Here is a 5,912-nt window from a genome sequence, read left to right on the forward strand (position 1 = left end):
CGCCTCGGTTGCCTCGCCGACCACGGCATAGGGGCAGCGCTCGCGCCGACAGAGGGCATCGAAGGTTTCCAGGTCCTCCGGGGGCAGGGCGAGCACATAACGCTCCTGGGCCTCGTTGCACCAGATCGCCAGCGGGCTCATCCCCGGCTCTGCATTGGGTACCGCGCGCAGGTCGAACAGGCCGCCACGCGCGCCGTCCTTGACCAGCTCAGGCAGGGCGTTGGAGAGGCCGCCGGCACCGACATCGTGGAAGAAGCGGATGGGATTGGCCTCGCCCAGCGCCCAGCAACGGTCGATGACCTCCTGGGCACGACGCTCCATCTCGGGGTTGCCACGTTGCACCGAGGCGAAATCGAGATCGGCGCTGGAATCACCGGAGGCCATGCTCGAGGCCGCCCCGCCACCCAGGCCGATCAGCATCGCCGGGCCGCCCATCACGATCAGCTTGCCGCCGACGGGAATCTCGCCCTTCTGGACATGACCCTCACGGATGTTGCCATATCCCCCGGCGAGCATGATCGGCTTGTGGTAGCCACGCCGCTCGATGCCGTTGCCTTCCAGCACATCCTGTTCATAGGTGCGGAAATAGCCCGCCAGGTTGGGGCGACCGAACTCGTTGTTGAAGGCCGCCCCGCCGATGGGCCCCTCGAACATGATATCCAGAGCGCTGGTGATGCGCTCGGGCTTGCCGTAGTCGAAGGCCTCCCAGGGCTGGACGAAATCGGGAATGCGCAGATTGGAGACGCTGAAGCCGGTCAATCCAGCCTTGGGCTTGCCGCCGACACCGGTGGCGCCCTCATCGCGGATCTCGCCGCCGGCGCCGGTAGCCGCGCCAGGGTGCGGGGCAATGGCGGTAGGGTGATTGTGGGTCTCCACCTTCATCAGGATCTGGATCGGTTCCCGGGAGGTCCCATAGACCGCCCGCTCGTCGCCCCGGGCGGTCAAGGGCACGGGATAGAAGCGGCCCGCCTCGTTGCCCCGGATGACCGCGGCATTGTCACTGTAGGCGGACAGGATGTTCTCGGGGGAGGCCTCGAAGGTGTTCTTGATCATCTTGAACAGCGAGCGTTGCTGGGCCTCACCGTCGATCAGCCAGTCGGCATTGAAGATCTTGTGGCGGCAATGCTCGGAGTTGGCCTGGGCGAACATCATCAGCTCGACGTCGGTTGGATTGCGCCCGAGATCGAGGAAGGCCGCCACCAGGTAATCGATCTCGTCCTCGGCGAGGGCCAGCCCCAGCTCGAGATTGGCGGTGACCAGCGCCTCGCGCCCCCCGGCCAGGATATCCACATGGCCCAGCGGGGCCGGCGCCCGGTGGTCGAACAGCGTGGCGGCATCGCTGGGGTCGGACAGGACGGTCTCGGTCATGCGGTCATGCAGCAGGACGTTGATCGACGCGAACCCCTGCTCCGAGAGCATGCCCTTGAGCTTGACCCGATAGGCGATGCCTCTCTCGATGCGGCGAACCACGCCGAGACCACAGTTGTGGGCGATGTCGGTGGCCTTCGAGGACCAGGGCGACAGGGTGCCGAGTCGCGGTACCACCAGGAAGAGTTGCCCCTCGGTGCTCGCTTCGCCCTCACGGACGGGGCCATAGTCGAGCAGTTGCGCCAGCAAGCCTTGCTGATCATCGTCGAGGTAGCCCTCATGGTCGACGAAATGCACATAATCGGCATGCAGCGACTCGACGTCGCCAACGGCATCACGCAGGGCGGCCAGCAACTTGGCATGGCGGAAAGCAGACAGGGCGGGCGCGCCTCGCAGTTCGAGCATATCCTGGAGCCTCTGAGCCGGGGAAATCGGGTGACCGCAGCCTGCGGTAACGAGGGCACATGATACTGGAAAGCGGGGGTGGCGAGAAATCGCAGGGATGACAGCGGGCTAGCCGCTGATTATGGTTGAAACCCCTCATGATGCCAGCATTCGAATGACGGTCGCCCACTTCGACACTTCCCATCGTGCCTGGCGCGGTTATGCCGCCCTGGCCGCTGTCTTCCTTCTCGGCTTGATGCCCGGGCGTTTCGACGCACCCAAGGACGGCCACCTGGAGGCGATTCTGGCCCGCGACTTCATCAGCGTGCACACGCGAAACACCCCGACTACTTACTACGTGGGACGCCAGGGGCCCACCGGTTTCGAATACGAGCTGATGCATCGCTTCGCTGACCACCTGGGTGTCAGTCTGACCCTGGATGCCAGCCACTACATCCGGGAGATACTGGAAGCCGTAAGACGCGAGGGCGACCTGGGTGCCGCCGCCCTGCCGCTGGACCCCACCCAGGAGGGGGTAATCTTCAGCCGTCCGATCATCGAGCTGCAATCCCTGCTGGTCTATCGACGAGGACTGCATCCCCCCGAGACCCTGGAGGACCTCGAGGGTCTGACACTCGGCACTCTGAGCGGTGCCGGCGGCGACCTGATACTGCGCGAGCTCCAGGTCGATCACCCCCGGCTGAGCTGGCAGGAGGCCCCCGACCTGGAAGTGGCCGAACTACTTGGCCGGGTGGAATCGGGTGCCCTGGATGCCGCCGTGGTCTTCGAGCACCAGTTCCGCCTCAATCGACTGTTCTTCCCCGGCGTGGAAAACGGCTTCCCGATCGGCGAGCCGCTTTCCATGGCCTGGGCCTTCCCTGCCGGGAGGGGGCTTGGCCTGGTGGAAGAAGCGAACCGCTTCCTGGAGACCTTGCGACGCGAAGGGGAGCTGGACCGCCTGGTCTCACGCTATTTCGGCCATGACGATTATCTCGAATATGTCGGCGCGCGCACCTTCATCCAGAATGCCCGCCAGCGCCTGCCCGAGTACACCGAGCTTTTCCGCGAGGCCGCCCGCCAGACAGAGTTCGACTGGAAACTGCTGGCTGCCCTGGGCTACCAGGAATCCCACTGGGACCCCGCGGCCACCTCACCCACGGGGGTCCGAGGCCTGATGATGCTGACCCTGCCCACGGCGGGTGATCTTGGTGTCCAGGATCGACTCGATCCGGCCCAGAGCATCGAAGGGGGCGCCCGCTACCTGCGAGAATTGAAGGATCGACTGCCCGAGTCGATTACCGGTGAAGACCGGCTCTACATGGCCATGGCGGCCTACAACGTGGGGCTGGGACATCTCTATGACGCCCGCGACATTACCGAGAGGCGTGGTGGCGATCCTGACCAATGGGAAGACGTGCGCGAGTCCTTGCCATTGCTGCAGGAGCGGAAATGGCACAGCAAGACGCGATACGGCTATGCTCACGGGGGGGAACCGGTGATCTATGTCCGCAATATTCGTCGCTATTACGAGATACTCACCTACGTGGATCGTAACCAGCAGCAATTCAACCAGCTCAATGCTCGCCTGCCGGACGGAGACGACAGCGATGTCTTCCAGCTCATTCCCCCCGACTCCTGATCGAGCTGGACCGAAGTGACGCGACCTTACGTCAACCTGGGTTCGCCCCAGTCGCAGGCCACGACCGAGCTCCTGCTGGCCATGCAGGGGATCGAAATCTGGCACACCCCGTCCCCGCCGCCGCCAGGCTCGTCAAGCAGATGGTGGCCCTTCCCTTGACAACGACCGCCGGCGCGCGGCGAAGAAATCCCTGAGCAGGCAGGAGACCCTGGGTGCCAGGACACCGCCCTGGACCTCGACATGATGGTTGAACCAGGGCTGGGCGAAGAGGTTGGCCCTGGATTCCACCATGCCGGACCGCGGCTCGGCGGCTCCATAGACCAGGCGCGCCATACGCGCGTGGATGATCGCCCCGGTACACATCAGGCAGGGTTCCAGGGTCACGTAGAGGGTACAGCCTTCCAGTCGATAATTTCCCAGACGTGCCCCGGCATCGCGCAGGGCCCGAATCTCGGCATGGGCGCTGGGATCATGGCAGCCCAGGGGCGCATTGAAGCCGGCACCGATGATCTCGCCGACTGGATTCACCACGACCGCCCCTACCGGCACCTCGCCGGCGACAAGGCCATCTCGAGCCTGATCAAGGGCGCGATGCATGTAGAATTCGTCACTGCGCAAGGACATCGACTCCGCTAGACTAGCCGCACTGAAACGACCGTATGACACTCGGGATAGCCATACCCGACGACCCATCATGGAGAATAACGACCATGCCTGACGCCCTGAACGATCTGGTGACCCTGCTCGGCCTGGAGGCCCTCGAGGAGAACCTCTTCCGTGGCCACAGCCAGGACCTGGGGCTTCCCCAGCTATTCGGTGGCCAGGTGCTGGGCCAGGCCCTGTCGGCCGCCGGACAGACCGTCGACAGTGTGCGTCACGTCCACTCGCTCCACGGCTATTTCCTGCGCCCGGGCAATCCCCATCGACCGGTAGTCTATCAGGTGGATGCGATCCGCGACGGGGCGAACTTCACCATCCGCCGTGTCACCGCCATCCAGAAGGGTCGTCCGATCTTCTTCTGCAGCGCCTCCTTCCATGGCGATGAACCCGGCATCACCCATCAGCCCGCCATGCCAGAGGTCACGCCCCCGGAACGGCTGGAGCAGACGGATGCCAGACTCGAGCGCTTCCCAGGGCATCCCATCGAGTTCCTGAATCTCGGCAACGAGGCTGACCCCGGAGAGCCCGCGCGCAAGCGGCTATGGTTCCGACTCGCCGGTGACCTGCTCGATGACGCCGCCCTGAACCGCGCCCTGCTCGCCTACAGTTCCGACTTCAACCTCCTGACCACGGTCCTGGTACCCCACGGCATCGTCTTCGGCGACCCCCGATTGCAGATCGCCAGCCTCGATCACGCCATCTGGTTCCACCATGACGTCAGGGTCAATGACTGGCTGCTCTACGACATGGACAGCCCCTGGACCGGCGGAGCACGCGGCTTCTCCCGTGGCAGCATCTACGACCGCCAGGGCCGTCTGGTGGCCTCCACCGCTCAGGAAGGCTTGCTCCGAGTCAGGGATGCTTGAGAGCTAGATTCATAGAATAACTGCAGCACTTTGGAGCACACGGCAGAGGCGGCAGAGCCAGTGTCGTGCCAGGGTGTGATGAACGCCTCGTCCTCGCTAGGAACGGCGTCAGGCATTATCCTTCTGGGGCATGCCGGGAGCCGTGACACGATTGCCACCCGAGGTCTTGCTGACGTACATGGCGTTGTCGGCAAGATCCAACAGTTGCAGGAACTCTTCACCATGCTCGGGAAAGGAGGCCAGGCCGATGCTGATATGTGGTTCATTGGCGTTCACGGATTGGAGCAGGCGCTCCATCATGTTGGTGGCGCCGACCACATCGGTCTCGGGCAGCAGCATCACGAACTCGTCGCCACCATAGCGAGCCAGAACATCACTGTCGCGCTTGCGCTTTCTCAGTCGTTTAGAAAGGGCCAGGATCGCCAGATCGCCGGCGACGTGACCCTGGGTATCATTGATGGTCTTGAGGTCATCCATGTCGATGACGATGACACTGTATGGACGCCCCGATCGCTTGGCCATGGTATGGATCGACTGCATCAATTCATCGAAGGCACGTCGATTCAACAGGCCAGTCATGGAATCCCGATTGGCCATCTCCAGCAACATGCGATTGGTCAGGTGAAGGGCATGGACCAGGGCCGAGGTGAGGTAGCCGACGATGAAGAAGGTGACGATATTGGTGCCGATCAGGGCCAGACTGGCAGGCGCCACGACATTGACACCCGTGAGATGAAAGAGCAGCAGGATGCAGGTAGAAATCGCCGTCACCTGAAGCATCGTCGCCAGGATACCTAGTGTCAGAGCGCTGGTGACCACAGCCAATAGATAAAGGCTGGTCAGAGGGCCATCTATCCCTTGGGTGCGATAGAGAAACCAGGTGATAAAACCGATCATGACCCAGGTGTGGATGGCCAGCAGCCAGCGCTGTCGCTCGCCGAAGAAATGCAGCTGGCTGGCCCCCAGGCTGAAAGCCAGGTAGGCGAAGATGATCA

At 63.4% G+C, this 5,912-nt stretch carries 5 protein-coding genes; 2 read left to right on the forward strand and 3 right to left on the reverse strand.

Going from position 1 to position 5,912, the window contains the following annotated elements:
• Positions 1–1,773: phosphoribosylformylglycinamidine synthase (gene purL / locus ACESMD_RS08890; RefSeq protein ID WP_372612345.1), on the reverse strand; the 1,773-nt coding region annotated here is incomplete at its 3' end.
• 154 nt (positions 1,774–1,927) lie between these two features.
• Between purL and mltF the strand changes: the two genes are divergently transcribed.
• A complete protein-coding gene (gene mltF, locus ACESMD_RS08895) occupies positions 1,928–3,391 on the forward strand; it encodes a membrane-bound lytic murein transglycosylase MltF (RefSeq protein WP_372612347.1) in 1,464 nt (487 codons plus the stop codon).
• A 132-nt stretch (positions 3,392–3,523) separates the two neighbouring features.
• Here the strand turns inward: mltF and tadA are convergent, their stop codons facing one another.
• The gene (gene tadA / locus ACESMD_RS08900; RefSeq protein WP_372612349.1) at positions 3,524–4,009 is read right to left on the reverse strand and encodes a tRNA adenosine(34) deaminase TadA; all 486 of its coding nucleotides are present in this window, start codon (positions 4,007–4,009) and stop codon (positions 3,524–3,526) included.
• Positions 4,010–4,101: 92 nt separating this feature from the next.
• Between tadA and ACESMD_RS08905 the strand changes: the two genes are divergently transcribed.
• Positions 4,102–4,917, forward strand: coding sequence for an acyl-CoA thioesterase (locus tag ACESMD_RS08905; protein WP_372612351.1), 816 nt, complete (start codon positions 4,102–4,104; stop codon positions 4,915–4,917).
• A gap of 108 nt (positions 4,918–5,025) precedes the next feature.
• On the opposite strand, the gene ACESMD_RS08910 is transcribed toward ACESMD_RS08905, so the two are convergent.
• Positions 5,026–5,912, reverse strand: an 887-nt coding sequence (locus tag ACESMD_RS08910) for a GGDEF domain-containing protein (RefSeq protein ID WP_372612353.1), incomplete at its 5' end; no start/stop codon positions are given.

The organism is Halomonas sp., assembly GCF_041689495.1.
Lineage (GTDB): Bacteria > Pseudomonadota > Gammaproteobacteria > Pseudomonadales > Halomonadaceae > Halomonas.

Coding starts and splice junctions, on each gene's coding strand:
- mltF (WP_372612347.1), top strand. CDS start 1,928: ATGACGGTCGCCCACTTCGACACTTCCCATCGTGCCTGGCGCGGTTAT.
- ACESMD_RS08905 (WP_372612351.1), top strand. CDS start 4,102: ATGCCTGACGCCCTGAACGATCTGGTGACCCTGCTCGGCCTGGAGGCC.